The following is a 17,333-nucleotide window of genomic DNA, read 5'->3' as shown; positions in this document are numbered from 1 at the left end:
ACAACGGCTCACACCACCGGAGTTGACCATGAGGAAGCCCACCCGCACGCTGCTCGCCGCGGCCCTGGTTCTGGGGGTCGCGGCGGGCCCCGCCCTGACTCCCGCCTTCGCGACGCCCCCGGCGGCCGCCGCGACCGCACGGCCGGCGAGCCCGGACCTGAGCGCGGTGATCGCCGGGCTCCCCCGGGCCGACGCCACGGCCGCGCTCGTCCGGGTCGGCGGCACCGAGGGTTCCTGGTCGGGCAGTTCGGGTGTCCACGACCTGACGACCGGCGCCCCTGCGGACCCGGCCGCCCGCTTCCGGGCCGGATCGGTGACGAAGGTCTTCACGGCGGCGACCGTCCTCCAGCTGGCGGCCGAGCGCAGGATCGATCTGGACCGCACGGCCCGCTCGTATCTGCCGGAGCTGATCCCCGGCCGGTACGCCACGGTGACCGTCCGTCAGCTCCTGAACCACACTCACGGCATCCCGGCCTCCGACCTCGCCGTCGGCGACACGGTGGAGGAGTGGTACGCGCACCGCTTCGACGTCCACAGCCCGGAGACCATGGTCCGCTCGGCGACGGCGAAGCCGCGCGAGTTCCGGCCCGGCACGAAGCAGCACTACCTCAACATCGGTTACACGATCGCCGGTCTGATCGTGGAGCGGGTGACGGGCGACACCTACGAGCACCAGGTGGAGCGGCGGATCCTGCGCCCGCTGGGCCTGCGGGACACGTATCTCCCGGGAGACGCGGCCGAGCTGGTCGGCCCGTACAACCACGGCTACCAGACCATGCGGCTCGACGACGGGACGACCGGCCTGCGGGACGTCTCGGTGTGGCGGGCGACGGACGGCTGGGCGGCAGGTGACCTCGTCTCGACCACGGCCGACCTGGAGCGGTTCACCCGGGCGCTGTTCGCGGGCCGGGTGGTGCGCGGGCCGCTCCTGGAGGAGATGTTCACCCTGCCGAAGGTCGCGGACCTGAAGTCCGGCGACCCGGCCGCGTACGCCGCGGGCCTGTCGATGAAGAGGCTGGGCGGCCGCGAGGTCTGGGGCAAGACCGGCGGCCGCTGGGGGTACAACGCGGCCATAGCCTCCACCCGCGACGGTGCGCGCACCCTCGTCTACAGCGTCAACTCCACCGACGCGAAGGGCCAGGACATGAACCCGACCGCGCTGAAGCTCATGGTGGCCGCGTACGGCCTCCCGGACCGGACGGCCGACACGTACTAGGCGGCCTGGACGTGCGGGACGGCCGGCCCGTACCTAGGCGACCTGGACGGCCGGCACGTTCTCCGGTGCCGTGGCGGCCTCCAGCCGCTTGATCAGCCGGCGTACGTGGAGCAGCGGCAGGATCCCGACCACCCCGAAGGACATGTCGATGACCGACCACCAGAAGGGGATGCCCCGGAGGGGTCCGCAGATCAGGGCGAGCGGGATGACGCCGGCGCAGGCGATCATGCCGAACTCCACGACCCAGATGTTGCGGACGGGGTCGCGGTGGACACCGTAGAAGGCGACCGCGATGACGAGATGGGCGAAGGCCAGCCAGTCGGTGCCGTAGAGCAGGTACGGGGACTGCGCGTCGGCGGTCTCGAGTCCGCCGCGCACCCGGTCGATCCACTCGGCGAGCCCGGGGAGGAGCTCGGCCACGGGCGCCGCCCACCCCTCCAGCGAGGAGTCGAGCAGCCGGAGTTCGGTGACGAGCGGGAAGGCGGTGACCCCGCTCAGGACCAGGCAGACGACGAAGACGATCAGCCAGACGCGGATGCGCTTGAGAAGGGCTCTCGGCCCGTTCGTGTCGCTCATGGGGCCAGCGTACGCCCATCTTGAACGCGTTCAGAAACTGGGTACCGGTGTCGCCGGCCGGCGAGTTCGCGCGTGATGCGGTCACCTCCGGATCGACTCAGAGACCGACGATCGCGTTCCACCTCTTCGTGAAGTCCTGCCGCTCCCGCGCGGTGATGTCCCGGGCGATCGCGAGCCGTCCGCGCATGTCCGCGTCCGGGAAGATCAGCGGGTCCTCGGCGAGGGCCACGAGCTCCTCGTCGCCGGAGTCCGCGAGGACCTGCTGGGCCGCCGGCACCGGGCAGACGTAGTTGACCCAGGCGGCGAGCTCGGCGGCGACCTCGGGCTCGTAGTAGTAGTCGACGAGCTTCTCGGCGTTGCTCTTGTGGTGGGCGAGGTTGGGGATCATGAGCGATTCCGCCCAGAGTTCGGCACCCTCCTCGGGCACGACGAACTCGATGTCCGGGTTGTCGGCCTGGAGCTGGATGACGTCGCCGGAGTACGCCTGACAGGCCAGCACATCGCCGGTGGACAGGTCCTTGATGTAGTCGTTGCCGGTGAAGCGGCGGATGTGACGGCTCTTCACGAGGCCCTCCACCTGCTCGCAGAGGGCGTGGAAGTCGTCGCCGGTCCACCGGGTGACATCGACGCCGTTGCCCATCATGAGCAGGGCGAAGGACTCGTCGAGCCCGGAGAGCAGCGTGACCCTGCCGCGCAGGTCGTCGGCCCACAGCTCCTTGGTGGAGCGCAGTTCCCGGCCGAGCTTCCTGCGGTTGTACGCGATGCCGGTGATCCCGGACTGCCAGGGAACGCTGTGCAGCCGGCCCGGGTCGAAGGCGGGGGACCTCAGCTGCGGGTTGAGGTGCTCGGCGACGTGCGGCTGGGCGGCGCGGTCCATCTCCTGGACCCAGCCGAGGCGGACGAAGCGGGCGGCCATCCAGTCGCTGACGACGACGAGGTCGCGGCCGGTCTCCTGGTGGTTCATCAGGGACGGGCTGATCTTGCCGAAGAACTCGTCGTTGTCGTTGATCTCCTCGGTGTACCGGACGGAGATCCCGGTGCGCTTCCGGAAGGCGTCGAGGGTGGGGCGCTTCCTGGCGTCGTCGTCGTCGGTGTCGATGTAGAGCGGCCAGTTGGCGAAGTCGAGCGTCCGGTCCCGGGCGGAGAGGTCACGGCCGGCCCGGTCGCCCTCGTCGACGTACGCGGCGGGGACCCCGCAGCCGGCGAGCAGCGCGCCGGCCCCGACGCCCCCCATCCCGCGCAGCAGGGACCGGCGGGACATGGTGTTCCTGACTGTCGCTCTCATCCGAGCAGCATCGCGGGACCCTCACGGCGGAACAATGGACGGTCCGTCGACGGAACGACCGCGGCCCCGACACCCTGTCGATCGGGGTGTCGGGGCCGCGGCGGATTCCCGGTGCCTAGCCCAGGGAGGTCATGACGTGCTTGATGCGCGTGTAGTCCTCGAAGCCGTAGGCGGAGAGGTCCTTGCCGTAGCCGGACTTCTTGTAGCCGCCGTGGGGCATCTCGGCGACCAGCGGGATGTGGGTGTTGATCCACACGCAGCCGAAGTCGAGCGCCTTGGACATGCGCATCGCGCGCGCGTGGTCCTTGGTCCAGACGGAGGAGGCGAGGGCGTACTCGACGCCGTTCGCGTACTCCAGGGCCTGCGCCTCGTCCGTGAAGGACTGGACGGTGATGACCGGGCCGAAGACCTCGTTCTGGACGATCTCGTCGTCCTGGTTGAGGCCGGAGACGACGGTCGGGGCGTAGAAGTAGCCCTTGTCGCCGACCCGGTGGCCGCCGGCCTCGACCTTGGCGTGGGCCGGAAGGCGGTCGATGAAGCCGGTGACCTGCTTCAGCTGGTTGGCGTTGTTGAGCGGGCCGTACAGCACGTCCTCGTCGTCCGGCTGACCCGTCTTGGTCGCGGCGGCGGCCTTGGCGAGGGCGGCGACGAACTCGTCGTGGATGGACGAGTGGACGAGCACGCGGGTGGCGGCCGTACAGTCCTGGCCGGCGTTGAAGAAGCCCGCGACGGAGATGTCCTCGACGGCCTTCTCGATGTCGGTGTCCTCGAAGACCACGACGGGAGCCTTGCCGCCCAGCTCCAGGTGGACGCGCTTGACGTCCTTGGCCGCCGACTCGGCGACCTGCATGCCGGCGCGGACGGAACCGGTGATGGAGGCCATGGCGGGGGTCGGGTGCTCGACCATCGCCTTGCCGGTGTCACGGTCGCCGCAGACGACGTTGAAGACGCCCTTGGGGACGATCTGCCCGATGATCTCGGCCATCAGGACGGTCGACGCGGGGGTCGTGTCCGAGGGCTTGAGGACGACGGTGTTGCCCGCGGCGAGCGCCGGGGCGAACTTCCACACGGCCATCATCATCGGGTAGTTCCACGGCGCGACCTGGGCACAGACACCCACGGGCTCGCGGCGGACGATGGAGGTCATGCCCTCCATGTACTCGCCGGCCGAACGGCCTTCGAGCAGCCGGGCGGCACCCGCGAAGAAGCGGATCTGGTCCACCATCGGCGGGATTTCCTCGCTCGCGGTGAGGGCGACCGGCTTGCCGGTGTTCTCGACCTCGGCGGCGATCAGGTCCTCGGCGCGCTCCTCGAAGGCGTCCGCGATCTTGAGGAGTACCTTCTGGCGCTCGGACGGCGTGCTGTCACGCCAGGCGGGGAAGGCGGCCGCGGCGGCCTCCATGGCGGCGTCGACGTCGGCCTGGCCGGAGAGCGGGGAGGTGGCGTACACCTCGCCGGTCGCCGGGTTGACCACGTCGATGGTGCGGCCGTCGGCCGCGTCGCGGAACTCCCCGTTGATGTAGTTACGCAGCCGGCGCAGCTCGGTGGTCACTTGCCACCCCTCCTGTCACGTTCTGTCTTCGCACGTCCTTGTGCGGCGTCCCGATGGGCGAGACACCTCAGCCTAGTCGCTCGGCTGACGCTTTCAACAGGCCCACCCCCCTGCAACTTCGGATTCCGTGAGTTTCGAGCTCCATCACAACGAATTTCATCGATCCGGGGTTGCAAGACCGACATTCTCGGTGCAGAGTGAACTCGTGGCCAGTCGAAGCACAGACTCCAGAACCGGAACCGGTTCGTCCCCGACGATCGACGCCGTCTCCCTGGCGATCATCGAACAGCTCCAGGAGGACGGTCGCCGTCCCTACGCGGCGATCGGCAAGGCCGTCGGCCTCTCCGAAGCCGCCGTACGGCAGCGCGTCCAGAAGCTGCTCGACCAGGGCGTCATGCAGATCGTCGCCGTCACCGACCCGCTCACCGTGGGATTCCGACGGCAGGCGATGGTCGGCATCAACGTCGAGGGTGACCTGGATCCGGTTGCGGAAGCCCTGACAGGCATGGCCGAATGCGAGTACGTGGTGATGACCGCGGGCTCCTTCGACCTCATGGTGGAGATCGTCTGCGAGGACGACGACCACCTGCTGGATGTGATCAACAGGCGCATCCGGACTCTGCCCGGCGTCCGCTCGACCGAGAGCTTCGTCTACCTCAAGCTCAAGAAGCAGACCTACATGTGGGGAACCCGATAACCGTGACCCAGGACCTCTCCAAGACCGCGTACGACCACCTGTGGATGCACTTCACCCGCATGTCGTCCTACGAGAACTCGCCCGTTCCCACCATCGTGCGTGGCGAGGGCACCTACATCTTCGACGACAAGGGCAAGCGCTACCTCGACGGTCTCGCGGGACTCTTCGTGGTCAACGCCGGGCACGGCCGCGAGGAGCTGGCCGAGGTCGCGTACAAGCAGGCCAAGGAACTCGCGTTCTTCCCCGTATGGTCGTACGCGCACCCCAAGGCCGTCGAGCTCGCCGAGCGTCTCGCGGACTACGCCCCGGGCGACCTGAACAAGGTCTTCTTCACCACCGGCGGCGGAGAGGCCGTCGAGACCGCCTGGAAGCTCGCCAAGCAGTACTTCAAGCTGCAGGGCAAGCCCACCAAGTACAAGGTCATCTCGCGTGCGGTCGCCTACCACGGCACCCCGCAGGGCGCCCTGTCCATCACCGGCCTGCCGGCCCTCAAGGCCCCCTTCGAGCCGCTGGTCCCCGGCGCGCACAAGGTGCCGAACACCAACATCTACCGCGCCCCGATCCACGGTGACGACCCCGAGGCCTTCGGCCGCTGGGCCGCCGACCAGATCGAGCAGGAGATCCTCTTCGAGGGCGCCGACACCGTCGCCGCCGTCTTCCTGGAGCCGGTGCAGAACGCCGGCGGCTGCTTCCCGCCGCCGCCCGGCTACTTCCAGCGCGTCCGCGAGATCTGCGACCAGTACGACGTGCTGCTCGTCTCCGACGAGACGATCTGCGCCTTCGGCCGCCTCGGCACGATGTTCGCCTGTGACAAGTTCGGCTACGTGCCCGACATGATCACCTGCGCCAAGGGCATGACCTCGGGCTACTCCCCGATCGGCGCCTGCATCGTCTCCGACCGCATCGCGGAGCCCTTCTACAAGGGCGACAACACCTTCCTCCACGGCTACACCTTCGGTGGCCACCCGGTGTCGTCGGCGGTGGCCCTGGCCAACCTCGACATCTTCGACAAGGAAGGCCTGAACCAGCACGTCCTCGACCAGGAGGGCAACTTCTTCGACACCCTGAAGAAGCTGCACGACCTCCCGATCGTCGGCGACGTCCGCGGCAACGGCTTCTTCTACGGCATCGAGCTCGTCAAGGACAAGGTCACCAAGGAGTCCTTCACGGACGAGGAGACCGAGCGCGTCCTCTACGGCTTCCTCTCCAAGGCACTGTTCGAGAACGGCCTGTACTGCCGTGCCGACGACCGTGGCGACCCGGTCATCCAGCTCGCCCCGCCGCTGATCGCCGACCAGGGCACCTTCGACGAGATCGAAGGCATCCTGCGCTCGGTGCTCACCGAGGCGTGGACGAAGCTCTAGACGTCCCCGCCGCCGTCCCCCGCCCTCACGGGAGACGGCGCGGGACCTCACGCCACCCTCATGGCGTGACCCCGGCCCGGGTGTGCGGCCATCCGAGTGGATGGCCGCGCCCCGGGCCGTGTGCTGTCCGTACAAGCGGATCTGAATCCTTACGGTGCCCAGTGACCGACAGGCCCGTCCCTTCGTTCCCCCGGACGGGGGAACTCAGATCGGATCCGACATCGAGGTGTACGCGATGGCCCCACCGGACAACGACGTGCTCTGGGCGCGTTCCCTGCACTGCGCCCTGAGCGGTTCGGACGCCCTCAGCGGCGTCTCCCTCGGCGTCCGCGAGGGCGAGATCCTCGCCCTCGTCGGACCGCGCGGCAGCGGGAAGACCACCCTCATGCGCTGCCTGTCCGGCCAGCTCCTCGCCCAGCAGGGCGAGGTCTGGTTCAACAGCAGCCCCGTCCACACCCTCGGCCCCGCCGAACGCGAACGGCTCCGCCGCGACCGCTTCGGCTGGATCGACCCCGAGCCCGGACTCGTCCCCGAGCTCACCGGCTGGGAGAACACCGCCCTCCCCCTGCTGCTGCGCGGCGTCTCCCACAGGGCCGCGAAGACCGCCGCCCAGGAATGGCTGGAGCGCCTCGACATCGGCGCCTGCGCCCGCAAGCGCCCGCACGCCCTCACCCACTCCCAGCGCCAGCGCGTCGCCATCGCCCGTGCCCTGGTCACCACCCCGTCGGTGCTCTTCGCCGACGAACCCACCGCGACCCTGCACCGGGCCGACGGCGCGCAGGTCCTGCGCACCCTGACGGCCGCCGCCCGCTCCCACGGCATCACCGTGCTCCTCGCCACCCACGACGCCGAGGTCGCGGCGCTCGCCGACCGCACGGTCGCCCTGCTCGACGGACGCCGGGTCGGCACCGTACCCCCGGCGTCAGGGGCGGAGGGCGTCGCCGCGTGCTCGCTCTCCGTCTAGCCCGCGGGGCCCACCCCCTCGTCCTGACGCGCCGGCTCCTCGTCGCCGCCGCGGCCGCGGGGGTGGGCTTCCTGCTGCTCTGCACCCTCGGATACGCGGTCGGGCACCCGGAACGGTCCTCGGCGTCCGTGCTGCGGCTCCTCTGGTGCGCCCTGCCGCTCGCCGCCACCGTCCAGTTCGCCGTGGCGGTGGCCCGCACCGACCCCAGCACCCGCCCGCGCCCCGGACTCTCGGCGATCGGCCTCGGCCCCGCCCGTCTCACCGCGATCGCCGCCGCCTCGACCGCCGTCGCCTGCGCGCTCGGCTCCATGGTCGCGCTGCTGTTCTATCTGCACCTGCGCGGGGACATCACGGGCCTGCCCTTCGACGGGGCCGCCGCCGACCTCCTCGCCGCCGACGAGCCGATCCCGCTCGCCGCCGCTCTCACCCTGCTCGCCGTCCTGCCGGTGATCGCCGCCACCGCCGCGGGCCTCGCCCTGCGCCCGCGCACGGCACCGGCCGAACCGGAGGGCGCGGAGAAGCCGATGCCGTCCGGGCTGCCGTGGGGCATCGCCCTGGTCGCGGTCGGCCTGGCGGTCGAGACGTACGCGGGCCGCAGCGGCGCCGCCGACGGACTCCCCCTGCCGGGCCGGTTCGACGGCAACCCGGCGGGCGTCCTGGCCGGCTGGGTCCTCACCGCCTTCGGCCTCGCCATGGCCGGCCCCGGCATCACCCACGGCTGCGGCCGGCTCCTCCAGGCCGCCCGGCCGGGCGCGGTCCGGCTGCTCGCCGGCCGCGTCCTGATGGACGAGTCGCGCCGTATCGGCCGCCCCCTCGGTGTGGTCAGCGCCGTGGTCTCCGGAATCCTCGCGGCCGCCGCCCTGTACGACGCGGACACCGGCTCCGACGCCTTCGGCCCGCTCACCGGCCTCGGCGCGTCCCTGATCCTCGCCTGCACGACGGCCACCCTCCTGACCGCCGCGCTGGAATCGAAGCAGGGCCGCGCCCACACCACCGAGGCCCTCCTCCGTATCGGGGCCCCGCCGACGGTCCTGCGCACGGCGGCCCTGATGCGCGCGGGCGCCCTGCTCGCGGTGTTCCTCCCGCTGACCTGGCTGGTGGCGGAACTGGCGGCGCTGCCGCTGACGGGCTGAGCGGACCGGGCCGCGGCCGGCCGGGCCGCGCGAACCGCCCGCCGGCCGGGCGGACCACGCCCCACGGGGGCGGCACCACAGGTGCCGCCCCCTATCGTTGGCCCCATGGCGACGCTTCCTCCGGCACACCGGCCGCCCGGACCGCGCGGGCACGGGCGCGAGATCCACACGCTCGACGAGTTCGACGAGGCGGTCGCCCGGCCCGGCTCGCTCGCCGGACACCGGGTGCAGTCGGTCGACCTCACCGACCGGACCTTCGCCCTGCTCAGCGCGGTCACCGCCGAGGCCGTCTTCCTCGGCTGCGCCATGCAGCCCGAGGCCGCGGCCAAGGTCCGCGCCGACGGGGCACTCGTCTTCCCACCCGTGCCCGACCTGCCCTTCGACCCGTACCGGGCGGCGCTCTACTCCCCCGGGGAACTGTTCGACGGGATCGCGGACGGCGGATACGAGACGACGCCGGACGCCCTCGCCCACGCGTGGTTCGGCCGGACCAGGGCCGACGGCGACGTCTTCGCCTCGATGCTCCGCTCGATCCACGACGACGCCGTCTCCGACGCCCTCGACGAACTCCTCGACGGCGCCCGGGTCGTGGGCGTCATGGGCGGGCACGCCATGGGCCGGGGCACGGACGGGTACGAGGGCGCCACCCGGCTCGGCCGGTCGCTGGCCCGCGCCGGTCTGACCGTGGCGACCGGCGGCGGCCCCGGCGCGATGGAGGCCGCGAACCTCGGCGCGTACCTGGCGCCGCTCCCCGACGAGGCCCTGGCAGAGGCCCTCACCCTGCTCGCAGACGTCCCGTCCTTCGAACCGTCGGTGACGGACTGGGCCCGTGCGGCCTTCGCCGTACGGGCCCGTCTGCCGCACGGCGGCGACTCCGTCGGCATTCCCACCTGGTTCTACGGCCACGAGCCGCCCAACGCCTTCGCGAGCGGCATCGGCAAGTACTTCGCCAACGCCACCCGGGAGGACGGCCTGCTCGCCCGCTGCACGGCGGGCGTCGTCTTCCTGCCGGGCGCGGCCGGGACGGTCCAGGAGATCTTCGACGACGCGACCCCGAACTACTACGGCTCACGGGGCGACCCGACCCCGATGGTCCTGGTCGACCGCGCCCACTGGACCGAACGCCTCCCGGCCTGGCCGCTCCTGGAAGCCCTCGCCGGGAATCGACCGATGGCCGCCCGCATCGAGCTGGTCGACTCGATCGACGAGGCCCCGGACGCCCTGGCACGGCTGACGAAGGGGTGATCCCGGGGCCGTATCACCGCCTCCGCCGCCCGGCGGAGCGGGACCCGACCACGGGCCGACGACCGCCGGGGCGTACCCCGGGAGGCTCGGACCATGACGCCGAAGAGACCCCTGGCCGACCGCCCGACACCCCGGTCCGCGCGGCCCTCCCGAAGCGACCGGCCCTCCGGCAGCGGCCGACTCCCCCGAAGCGACCGGCGCTCCCGGGCGGGCCGCGCCGCCCTCGTCTGGTCGCTCGGCTACGCCACGGGCGCGGCGCTCGCCGCGCTCACCGGGCCCGCGTTCGGCTACGCGCTCCTCGCCAAGGAGACGGGCACGGCCGCGGAGACCGCTGCCGCGGCGCTGTACGGGGCCACCGCCCTCCTCGGCTACGCCATGCTCCGCCGCCCCCACGCGAAACGGCTGTCCACGGCCGCGTGGGCGGTCGTCGCGCTCTGTCTGACCTCGGGCTTCGCCGCCCTCCTCAGCCCCCTCCACCTGCTGTTCTTCCTGTCCCGCAACCAGCCGGCGATCGACTGGGCCGCACTGGCGAACCAGAGTCTCGCCGTCCTCGGCGCGGTCCTGTGGGGGTACGCGGCCCTCGCCCACCGCCGCGGGGCCCACGGCACCTGCCTCCACTGCGGCGGACACGCCCCCGCCCCGGAAGCCCACCGGGGGACCCGCGCCGGCCTGATCGCCGCCGCCGCCCTCGTCCCGTACGCCGCCCTGAAGACGGCCTGGGCACTCGGCGCCACCGTCGGTTTCACCGGCGTCGGCCGCCCCGGTGTCGACCCGGAGTACACCAGCGACCTGGGCATCCGGCTGTACGACCACGGGGTCGACGTCACCGCGGTCCTCGCCGTCCTGGGCATGCTCCTCGCGCTCGCGCTGACCCGCCCCCGGGGCCGCCGGCCGCCCCGGCTGCCGCTGCTCGCGCTCGGCTGGGCCGGGGCGGGCGCGCTCGCCCCGTTCGGTGCCTTTCTGGCCGCGACCGGCGTACTGGTCTGGACGGGGTCCGCGGACCTCGACCTCGCCGACCACGCGCCCTGGGTGTTCGTCGTCGCCTACGGCGGCTTCTCCTGCTACGGCCTCGCCCTCGGCCGTGCCACGCTCCTGTACCAGCGAGCGACGCGCACGGCCTGCGACCACTGCCAGGGACGGCCCCGGGTCACTTCCGCCAGAAGAGGTGGTGGGTGACGGCGCCGCTCGGGCTGGGCACGACATCGCGGTGGAACCGGTCGAGCAGCTCGTCGGGCGACTCCCAGAGCCGTGCCCCCGCGCCGAGCTTCACCGGCGCCACCGCGATGTGCAGGGTGTCGACCAGGCCGGCGTCGAGGAACTCACGGATGACGGTGGCCCCGCCCCCGAGCCGGACGTCCTTGCCGTCCGCCGCCTCCCGCGCCCGCGCGAGCACGCTCGCCGGGTCGCCGTCGACGAAGTGGAAGGTCGTGTCGGAGAGCGTGAACGACGGACGCGGATGGTGGGTCATCACGAACACCGGCGTGTGGAACGGCGGCTCACCACCCCACCAGCCCTGCCACTCGTGGTCCTGCCAGGGCCCCCGCTGGGGCCCGAACTTGTTGCGGCCCATGATCTCGGCGCCGATGTTGCAGGAGAAGTCCCGGGTGAAGTAGTCGTCGAGACCACGGCTGCCACCGGGGTCGGTGCGGTTGGGCCAGCTCGCCGTGGCACCCGCCCAGGAGAACATGGCTTCGGGATCCGCGTGCCCGAAGGGATGCTCGAGGCTCTGCCCCTCACCGGTACCGAAACCGTCGGACGAGACCATGAAGTTCTGGACCCTGAGCAGCTGCTCGGCCATGACTTTCCTCCTGCGCGTGCGGCAGCGGGACGACGGAACACCACCAAGGAGACTCCCCGGGAGGGGAGAACTCATCGCACCCGCCGCGTGATGTCGCCGCGTGTCGCCGTGGTGCCGTGGAGCCGTGGAGCCGTGGAGCCGTGTCGCCGTGACGCCGCTACGGAAGGTCGTCCCCCAGCACCACCACGTCCTCCGCCCGGAAGGCCACCCCCACCGCGGCTCCCTCCTCCGGCGCCTCGCGCAGCGGCAGCTCGGCGTCCAGCGCCGGCCCGTCCACCGGGCGGAGCCGTACCGCCACATGGCTGCCCCGGAACGTCCGCGACTCCACCGTCCAGGCGGGCTCCCCCGCCACCGGCTGCCCCTCCCGCGGCACCAGCCGCACCCCGCCCGGCCGGACGAGAAGACGCCGCTCGCCCTGCGGCGAGTCCTCCGGCACCGGGATCTTCCCCCACGCCGTGTCCGCGACGACGCCGGTCACCCGCGCCGCCACCACGTTGTCGAAGCCGAGGAAACGGGCCACGAACTCGGACGCCGGCCGCGACCACACCTCGACGGGCGCACCCGACTGGGCGATCCGCCCGTCCCGCATGACCACCACCCGGTCGGCGAGCGCGAACGCCTCCCCCTGGTCGTGGGTCACCGCCAGAACCGTCGTCCCCAGGCTCCCGAACAACTGCCGCAGCTCCACCACGAGCCGCTCCCGCAGACCCCGGTCGAGCTGCCCGAGCGGTTCGTCGAGCATGAGCAGCCGGGGCCGGGGCGCCAGGGCACGGGCCAGCGCCACCCGCTGCTGCTCGCCGCCGGAGAGCGCGGCGACGGACCGCCGCTCCGCCCCCGGCAGACCCACGAGATCGAGCAGCTCCCGCACCCGCTCGGCCTGCTCGGCCTTCCCCGTCCCCCGCATCCGCAGCCCGAAGGCGACATTGCCGCCGACGTCCCGCTGCGGGAACAGCTGATGGTCCTGGAACATCAGGCCGACGCCCCGCCGGTGCACCGGCACCCCGCGCTGGTCGGCCCCGCCGAGCAGCACCCGCCCGCCGTCCAGGACCTGGAGCCCGGCGACGGCCCGCAACAGCGTCGACTTGCCGCTGCCGCTCGGCCCCAGCACGCACACGATCTCGTGCTCGGCCACCTCCAGGTCCACGGCGTCGAGCACCGCCCGTTCCCCGAACCGTACGGTCGCCCCGTCGAGCCTCAGCATCAGAACTCCCCCGAGGTGCGCTCGGTCCGGAGCCGTTCGAGCAGCAGCAGGGACACCGCGCACACCACCATCAGGATCGTCGAGAGGGCCATCGCCTGGCCGTAGTTGAGTTCACCGGGCCGGCCCAGGAGCCGGGCCACCGCCACCGTCAGCGTCGGGCTGTCGGGCCGGGCGATGAACACGGTCGCACCGAACTCGCCGAGCGAGACGGCGAACGCGAACCCGGCGGCGATCAGCAGCGCGCGCCGCACCAGCGGCAGGTCCACCTCCCGCCAGGCCCGCCACGGCGAGGCGCCGAGCACCGCCGCCGCCTCCCGCAGCCGCTCGTCCACCGCCCGCAGCACCGGCAGCATCGTCCGTACGACGAACGGCACACCGACCAACGCCTGCGCGAGCGGTACGAGGATCCAGCTGGCCCGCAGGTCGAACGGCGGCTCGTCGAGGGTGATGAGGAACCCGAAGCCCACGGTCACCGCCGACACCCCGAGCGGCAGCATGAGCAGCGCGTCGAAGCCCCGCACGAGCCGGCCGGCCCGCCTGGTCAGCGCGGCGGCCGCGAGCCCGCCGATGACGAGGGCGATCAGGGTGGCGACGACGGCGTACCGCAGTGAGTTCCCGATCGTGCCGAGGAGGGGCACGAGGAACGTGCCGGAGGGGTCCGGGGTCTGCAGCGCCCGGTAGTAGTCGAACCCGTATCCGTGGGAGGTGGCGAAGGACCGTTCGACGAGCACCCCGAGCGGCAGCACGATCAGCAGGGCGACGGACACCAGGACCCCCGCGAACAGCGCCCACTGCCCGATGCCCCGGGGCCGGCGCGCCGTTTCCTCGGGCGCGACCAGCTTCAGCGCCGTCTCCCGCCGGCGGACGGTCCGGGCGTGCACCGCGAGGACGACGCCGACCGCGGCGAACTGCACCATCGTGAGGACGGCGGCCGTCGTCAGATCGAAGCGGACGACGGTCTGCCGGTAGATCTCCGTCTCCAGCGTGGAGTACGTGGACCCGCCGAGGATCTGGACGACGGCGAAGGAACTCGCCGTGAAGAGGAACACCATCAGCGCCGCCGCGGCCACGGAGGGGGCGAGCGCCGGCAGGGTCACCGTCCGCCACGCCCTCCAGCGGGACGCGCCGAGGACCCGGGCGGCCTCCTCCTGGCGCGGATCGAGCTGCGCCCACAGGCCACCGACGGTGCGGACCACGACCGCGTAGTTGAAGAACACATGGGCGATCAGGATCGCCCAGACCGTGTTGTCGAGCCGGACGCCCCACAGTCCGTCGAGGAGCCCGCCGCGCCCGAGCAGCGCCAGGAAGGCCGTACCGACCATGACGGTCGGCATCACGAAGGGGACGGTGACGACCGCCCGCAGCAGCCCCTTCCCGCGAAAGTCGAAGCGCGCGAAGACATACGCCCCGGGCAGGGCGATCAGCAGGGTGAGACCGGTCGAGGCGAGCGCCTGCCAGCACGTGAACCACAGGACGTCGAGGATCTCCGGCCGGCTCAGCGTCTCGCCGAACCGGCCGAACTGCCACGCCCCGTCGACCCGCAGCCCGCGCTCGACGATCGAGACGACGGGCCAAGCGAAGAAGAGCACGAAGAAGACGACGGGCACGGCCATCAGGCCGAGCCGCGCCGCGCTTCCCCCGCGGTCGGGGACTACTTCAGGACGAGCGACGACCACTGCTGGATCCACGGGTCACGCTTCTCGGCGATCTTCTCGGGCGTCATGGTCTCGGGCTCGTCGACGACCACACCGTGCTTGGTGAAGAGCTCCGGCAGGGCCGCGTCCTTCGCCACCGGGTTGACGAACATCTGGAGCGGCATGTCCTCCTGGAACTTCTTCGAGATCAGGAAGTCGATCAGCGCCTTGCCGCCCTCGGGGTTCTTCGCCCCGTTCAGCAGACCCGCGAACTCCGTCTGCCGGAAGCACGTCCCGGTGGACACCCCGGTCGGCGCCACCTTCGGCTGCGGCTCGCCGTACAGCACCTCCACCGGCGGGCTGGAGGCGTACGACACGACCAGCGGCCGGTCGCCCTTGGCCTGCTTGCCGCCGGCCGAACCGGAGAACTCCTGGTTGTAGGCCAGCTCCCAGCTGTCGACGGTCTTCACGCCGTTGGCCTTGAGCTTCGTCCAGTAGGCCTGCCAGCCGTCGTCCCCGTACTTCGCGGCCGTACCGAGGAGGAAGCCGAGGCCCGGGGAGGACCGCTCTGGGTTCTCGACCACGAGCAGGTTCTTGTACTGCGGCTTCGCCAGGTCGTCGAAGGTCACCGGCGGCGCCAGCTTCTTGTCGGCGAAGTACTTCTTGTCGTAGTTGACGCAGATGTCGCCGGAGTCGATCGGCGTGACCCGGTGCCGCTCCTTGTCCAGCTGGTACGCGGCCGGCACCCGGTCGAGTCCCTTCGCCTCGTACGGGACGAAGATCCCGTTGTCGAGGGCGCGGGACAGCAGCGTGTTGTCGACACCGAAGAAGACATCGCCCTGCGGGGAGCCCTTGGTCAGGATCTCCTTGTTGACGGCCTCGCCGGCGTCGCCGCTCTTCAGCACCTTGACGGTGAAGCCGGTCTGCTTGGTGAAATCGGCCAGCACCTCCTTGGAGGCGTTGAACGAGTCGTGACTGACGAGGGTCACGGTCTTGGGCACGGGCGCGCCCGACTTGCCCGCGGCGTCGCGGACGTCCTCCGTGCCGCACGCGGCCAGAGTGGTGACGCCCAGCGCCGCGACGAGCGCGGCGGCGGCCGCCTTCTTGATGCTCACCGAGTTGGTGCTCACTGAGATTCCTCCTGGGTATGACCAGGAAGAGACGCGGCCCTGCCCGCGACCGGCGAACCGGACGCGGGCAGGGCGCAACAGCTTGAGTTAACGACCGAACTTCCTACCCAGAATGACCTGGGCAAGGTTCAGAGGGTCTGCGGTCCTACGGTGACCGCACTCTCAGCGCTGTGGCGCTCCCCTGTCGGAATATGGAGATGTGTTCGACCTCAGAGTACAAGGTCAGCGCTCGGCGGCCGCCAGCTGTCCACAGGCACCGTCGATCTCCTGACCTCGGGTGTCCCGCACGGTCACCGGCACACCGTGACGCGCGATGGCCTCCACGAACGCCTTCTCGTCCTCCGGACGCGACGCCGTCCACTTCGAACCCGGCGTCGGGTTCAGCGGGATCAGGTTGACGTGCACCCGACGCCCCTTGAGCAGTCGGCCCAGCAGGTCACCCCGCCACGCCTGGTCGTTGATGTCCCGGATGAGCGCGTACTCGATGGAGATCCGGCGCCCGGACTTCTCCGCGTACTCCCAGGCCGCGTCGAGGACCTCACGCACCTTCCAGCGCGTGTTCACCGGCACCAGCGTGTCCCGCAGCTCGTCGTCCGGCGCGTGCAGCGAGACCGCGAGCCGGCACTTGAAGCCCTCGTCGGCGAACCGCAGCATCGCGGGCACCAGACCCACCGTGGACACGGTGATCCCGCGCTGCGAGAGCCCGAGACCGTCCGGCTCGGGGTCCGTGAGGCGCCGAATGGCACCGACGACCCGCTTGTAGTTCGCGAGCGGCTCCCCCATGCCCATGAACACGATGTTGGAGAGCCGCGCCGGCCCCCCGGGCACCTCCCCGTCCCGCAGCGACCGCATGCCGTCCACGATCTGGTGCACGATCTCGGCGGTCGACAGGTTCCGGTCGAGCCCGGCCTGCCCCGTCGCGCAGAACGGGCAGTTCATCCCGCAGCCGGCCTGCGAGGAGATGCACATGGTCACCCGGTCCGGGTAGCGCATGAGCACCGACTCGACGAGCGTGCCGTCGTGCAGCCGCCACAGGGTCTTGCGGGTGGTGTCGTCGTCGCACGAGATGTGCCGCACGACGGACATCAGATCGGGCAGCAGCTCCCCGGCCAGCTTCTCCCGCGAAGCGGCCGGAATGTCCGTCCACTCGGCGGGATCGTGCGCGTAGCGCGCGAAGTAGTGCGTGGACAGCTGCTTGGCGCGGAAGGGCTTCTCGCCGATCGCGGCGACGGCCTCCTTCCGCTCGGCGGGCGTGAGGTCGGCCAGGTGCCGCGGCGGCTTCTTGGCTCCGCGGGGGGCGACGAAAGTGAGTTCTCCGGGCTTGGGCATGGTTCCCCCAGTGTCGCAGACGGAACGCGGTAACCCGGGTCCCAGGCCTCCGGCAGTGGTCGTCCCGGGCCGTCCGGGCCGTCTCCGACCGCCCTCGGACGGCCCGGAGACGGCCCGTATGCAGCCCGGAGACGGGCCGGATGCGGCCCCGGCCGGGGCCTGGCGGCGGGGAATCCGCGGGCACGAACCCGGGCGCCGATCTGATGCCG

The 17,333-nt window shown here is 71.6% G+C and carries 15 protein-coding genes; 7 read left to right on the top strand and 8 right to left on the bottom strand.

From position 1 onward, the window contains the following. The first annotated feature begins 28 nt into the window (after positions 1-28). Positions 29-1,216, top strand: coding sequence for a serine hydrolase domain-containing protein (locus IE311_RS08500; RefSeq protein ID WP_189830946.1), 1,188 nt, complete (start codon positions 29-31; stop codon positions 1,214-1,216). A gap of 33 nt (positions 1,217-1,249) precedes the next feature. On the opposite strand, the gene IE311_RS08495 is transcribed toward IE311_RS08500, so the two are convergent. The 3 genes from IE311_RS08495 to IE311_RS08485 form a co-directional block, all read right to left on the bottom strand. Continuing rightward, complete coding sequence (locus IE311_RS08495; RefSeq protein WP_189830945.1) at positions 1,250-1,792, bottom strand: hypothetical protein; 543 nt, start codon at positions 1,790-1,792, stop codon at positions 1,250-1,252. 97 nt (positions 1,793-1,889) lie between these two features. Continuing rightward, complete coding sequence (locus IE311_RS08490) at positions 1,890-3,053, bottom strand: ABC transporter substrate-binding protein (protein ID WP_189831043.1); 1,164 nt, start codon at positions 3,051-3,053, stop codon at positions 1,890-1,892. Between the two features lie 139 nt (positions 3,054-3,192). Beyond that, positions 3,193-4,629: a gamma-aminobutyraldehyde dehydrogenase gene (locus IE311_RS08485; RefSeq protein ID WP_189830944.1), complete on the bottom strand. Its 1,437-nt coding sequence runs from the start codon at positions 4,627-4,629 to the stop codon at positions 3,193-3,195. Between the two features lie 205 nt (positions 4,630-4,834). Here IE311_RS08485 and IE311_RS08480 point away from each other — a divergent pair, with 205 nt between their 5' ends. The 6 genes from IE311_RS08480 (at position 4,835) to IE311_RS08455 (ending at position 11,208) form a co-directional block, all read left to right on the top strand. Next, positions 4,835-5,326 (top strand): Lrp/AsnC family transcriptional regulator, encoded by a 492-nt coding sequence (locus IE311_RS08480; RefSeq protein WP_189830943.1) that lies wholly within the window; start codon positions 4,835-4,837, stop codon positions 5,324-5,326. Beyond that, a complete protein-coding gene (locus tag IE311_RS08475) occupies positions 5,311-6,690 on the top strand; it encodes an aspartate aminotransferase family protein (protein WP_189830942.1) in 1,380 nt (459 codons plus the stop codon). The genes IE311_RS08480 and IE311_RS08475 overlap by 16 nt, the downstream gene beginning before the upstream one ends. A 235-nt stretch (positions 6,691-6,925) precedes the next feature. After that, on the top strand, positions 6,926-7,654 hold the full coding sequence (locus IE311_RS08470) for an ABC transporter ATP-binding protein (RefSeq protein ID WP_189830941.1): 729 nt from the start codon (positions 6,926-6,928) through the stop codon (positions 7,652-7,654). Beyond that, complete coding sequence (locus IE311_RS08465; protein WP_189830940.1) at positions 7,636-8,787, top strand: hypothetical protein; 1,152 nt, start codon at positions 7,636-7,638, stop codon at positions 8,785-8,787. The genes IE311_RS08470 and IE311_RS08465 overlap by 19 nt, the downstream gene beginning before the upstream one ends. Before the next feature lie 105 nt (positions 8,788-8,892). Beyond that, on the top strand, positions 8,893-10,032 hold the full coding sequence (locus tag IE311_RS08460) for an LOG family protein (RefSeq protein ID WP_189830939.1): 1,140 nt from the start codon (positions 8,893-8,895) through the stop codon (positions 10,030-10,032). 93 nt (positions 10,033-10,125) lie between these two features. Continuing rightward, positions 10,126-11,208 carry a hypothetical protein gene (locus IE311_RS08455; protein ID WP_189830938.1) on the top strand — a complete coding sequence of 361 codons (1,083 nt, stop codon included), beginning with the start codon at positions 10,126-10,128 and terminating at the stop codon, positions 11,206-11,208. On the opposite strand, the gene IE311_RS08450 is transcribed toward IE311_RS08455, so the two are convergent. The 5 genes from IE311_RS08450 to rlmN form a co-directional block, all read right to left on the bottom strand. After that, positions 11,180-11,830, bottom strand: a complete 651-nt coding sequence (locus IE311_RS08450; protein ID WP_189830937.1) for a dihydrofolate reductase family protein — start codon at positions 11,828-11,830, stop codon at positions 11,180-11,182. The genes IE311_RS08455 and IE311_RS08450 overlap by 29 nt on opposite strands. A 157-nt stretch (positions 11,831-11,987) precedes the next feature. Beyond that, complete coding sequence (locus IE311_RS08445; protein ID WP_189830936.1) at positions 11,988-13,031, bottom strand: ABC transporter ATP-binding protein; 1,044 nt, start codon at positions 13,029-13,031, stop codon at positions 11,988-11,990. Continuing rightward, entirely contained in the window at positions 13,031-14,644 is a 1,614-nt protein-coding gene (locus IE311_RS08440) for an ABC transporter permease (RefSeq protein ID WP_189831042.1), read from the bottom strand. The genes IE311_RS08445 and IE311_RS08440 overlap by 1 nt, the downstream gene beginning before the upstream one ends. Before the next feature lie 38 nt (positions 14,645-14,682). Beyond that, entirely contained in the window at positions 14,683-15,780 is a 1,098-nt protein-coding gene (locus IE311_RS08435) for a thiamine ABC transporter substrate-binding protein (RefSeq protein WP_189831041.1), read from the bottom strand. A gap of 237 nt (positions 15,781-16,017) precedes the next feature. Then, the gene (gene rlmN, locus IE311_RS08430; protein WP_055598437.1) at positions 16,018-17,124 is read right to left on the bottom strand and encodes a 23S rRNA (adenine(2503)-C(2))-methyltransferase RlmN; all 1,107 of its coding nucleotides are present in this window, start codon (positions 17,122-17,124) and stop codon (positions 16,018-16,020) included. Positions 17,125-17,333: the final 209 nt, after the last annotated feature.

This window comes from Streptomyces zaomyceticus, from assembly GCF_014656215.1.
Classification (GTDB): domain Bacteria; phylum Actinomycetota; class Actinomycetes; order Streptomycetales; family Streptomycetaceae; genus Streptomyces; species Streptomyces zaomyceticus.
This window is presented reverse-complemented; position numbering and strand designations above follow the sequence as displayed.

Coding starts and splice junctions, on each gene's coding strand:
- IE311_RS08500 (WP_189830946.1), top strand. CDS start 29: ATGAGGAAGCCCACCCGCACGCTGCTCGCCGCGGCCCTGGTTCTGGGG.
- IE311_RS08495 (WP_189830945.1), bottom strand. CDS start 1,792: ATGAGCGACACGAACGGGCCGAGAGCCCTTCTCAAGCGCATCCGCGTC.
- IE311_RS08490 (WP_189831043.1), bottom strand. CDS start 3,053: ATGTCCCGCCGGTCCCTGCTGCGCGGGATGGGGGGCGTCGGGGCCGGC.
- IE311_RS08470 (WP_189830941.1), top strand. CDS start 6,926: ATGGCCCCACCGGACAACGACGTGCTCTGGGCGCGTTCCCTGCACTGC.
- IE311_RS08460 (WP_189830939.1), top strand. CDS start 8,893: ATGGCGACGCTTCCTCCGGCACACCGGCCGCCCGGACCGCGCGGGCAC.
- IE311_RS08455 (WP_189830938.1), top strand. CDS start 10,126: ATGACGCCGAAGAGACCCCTGGCCGACCGCCCGACACCCCGGTCCGCG.
- IE311_RS08450 (WP_189830937.1), bottom strand. CDS start 11,830: ATGGCCGAGCAGCTGCTCAGGGTCCAGAACTTCATGGTCTCGTCCGAC.
- IE311_RS08445 (WP_189830936.1), bottom strand. CDS start 13,031: ATGCTGAGGCTCGACGGGGCGACCGTACGGTTCGGGGAACGGGCGGTG.
- IE311_RS08440 (WP_189831042.1), bottom strand. CDS start 14,644: ATGGCCGTGCCCGTCGTCTTCTTCGTGCTCTTCTTCGCTTGGCCCGTC.
- rlmN (WP_055598437.1), bottom strand. CDS start 17,124: ATGCCCAAGCCCGGAGAACTCACTTTCGTCGCCCCCCGCGGAGCCAAG.